This window comes from Bradyrhizobium sp. CCBAU 45394, assembly GCF_028128655.1.
GTDB classification, from domain to species: Bacteria; Pseudomonadota; Alphaproteobacteria; order Rhizobiales; family Xanthobacteraceae; genus Bradyrhizobium; species Bradyrhizobium diazoefficiens.
Genome location: NZ_LBIX01000068.1, coordinates 1 through 1,021, shown reverse-complemented (window position 1 = coordinate 1,021; position 1,021 = coordinate 1). Strand labels below are relative to the sequence as shown.

Genomic DNA, 1,021 nt, shown 5'->3' with positions numbered 1-1,021 from the left:
CGACGGAGAGCTGCGGGATCGCGAAGCGGTCGCCGGCGGCTTCCACGATCAGCGCGGAGACGATGGCCAAGGTCAGCGGGATCTTGATGGTGACGCTCGAGCCCTCGCCGGCCACCGACTTGATGTCGATGGTGCCGCCGATCTGGTCGATATTGGTGCGCACCACGTCCATGCCGACGCCGCGCCCCGACACCGAGGTGATGGCGGCCGCGGTCGAGAAGCCCGGCGCGAAGATGAACTTGTGGATCTGGGCTTCGCTCATCTTCTCGAGCTCGGCCTCGGTGACGAGACCCGAGGAGATCGCCTTGGCCTTGATCCTCTCGGTGTTGAGGCCGCGGCCGTTGTCGGCGATGCAGATGATGATGTGGCCGCCCTCGTGATAGGCGGAGAGGCGGATGGTGCCCTGCTCGCCCTTGCCGGCCGCGAGCCGCTCGGCGGGGGTCTCCAGGCCATGGTCGGCGGAGTTGCGCACCATGTGGGTGAGCGGGTCCTTGATCAGGTCGAGCACCTGGCGGTCGAGCTCGGTGTCGGCGCCGTGCATCTCCAGCTCGATCTGCTTGCCGAGTTCGCTCGACAGGTCGCGGACGATGCGGGGCAGCTTCTGCCAGGCATTGCCGATCGGCTGCATGCGCGTCTTCATGACGCCTTCCTGCAGCTCGGCGGTGACGTTGGAGAGGCGCTGCAACGGCACCTTGAACTCGGTGTCCTCGTTGCGGCGGGAGATCTCCAGCAGCTGGTTGCGGGTCAAGACCAGCTCGGAGACCATGGTCATCAGATGCTCCAGCGTATCCACGTTGACGCGGATCGACTGGTTGGCGATGCGGTCGCCCTCGGAGGCGCCCTCGTCGGCCATCGACTTCTTCGGCGCGGCCTTCTCCTTGGCGGCAGGCTTGGCAGCTTCCTTGGCAGCCTCTTTGGCAACAGGGGCCGGAGCCGGCGCGGGCTCAGCCTTGACCTCGGCCTTGGCAACGGGTGCGGGGATTTCGATCGCGGTCTCGCGGAAGGCGCGCTCGAGCTCGTC

The 1,021-nt window shown here is 66.9% G+C and carries 1 protein-coding gene; it reads right to left on the bottom strand.

Translation table 11 applies throughout. The features are described from left to right. A partial coding sequence (locus WN73_RS11725; protein ID WP_271552867.1) for a chemotaxis protein CheA occupies positions 1-1,021 on the bottom strand: 1,021 nt, incomplete at both ends.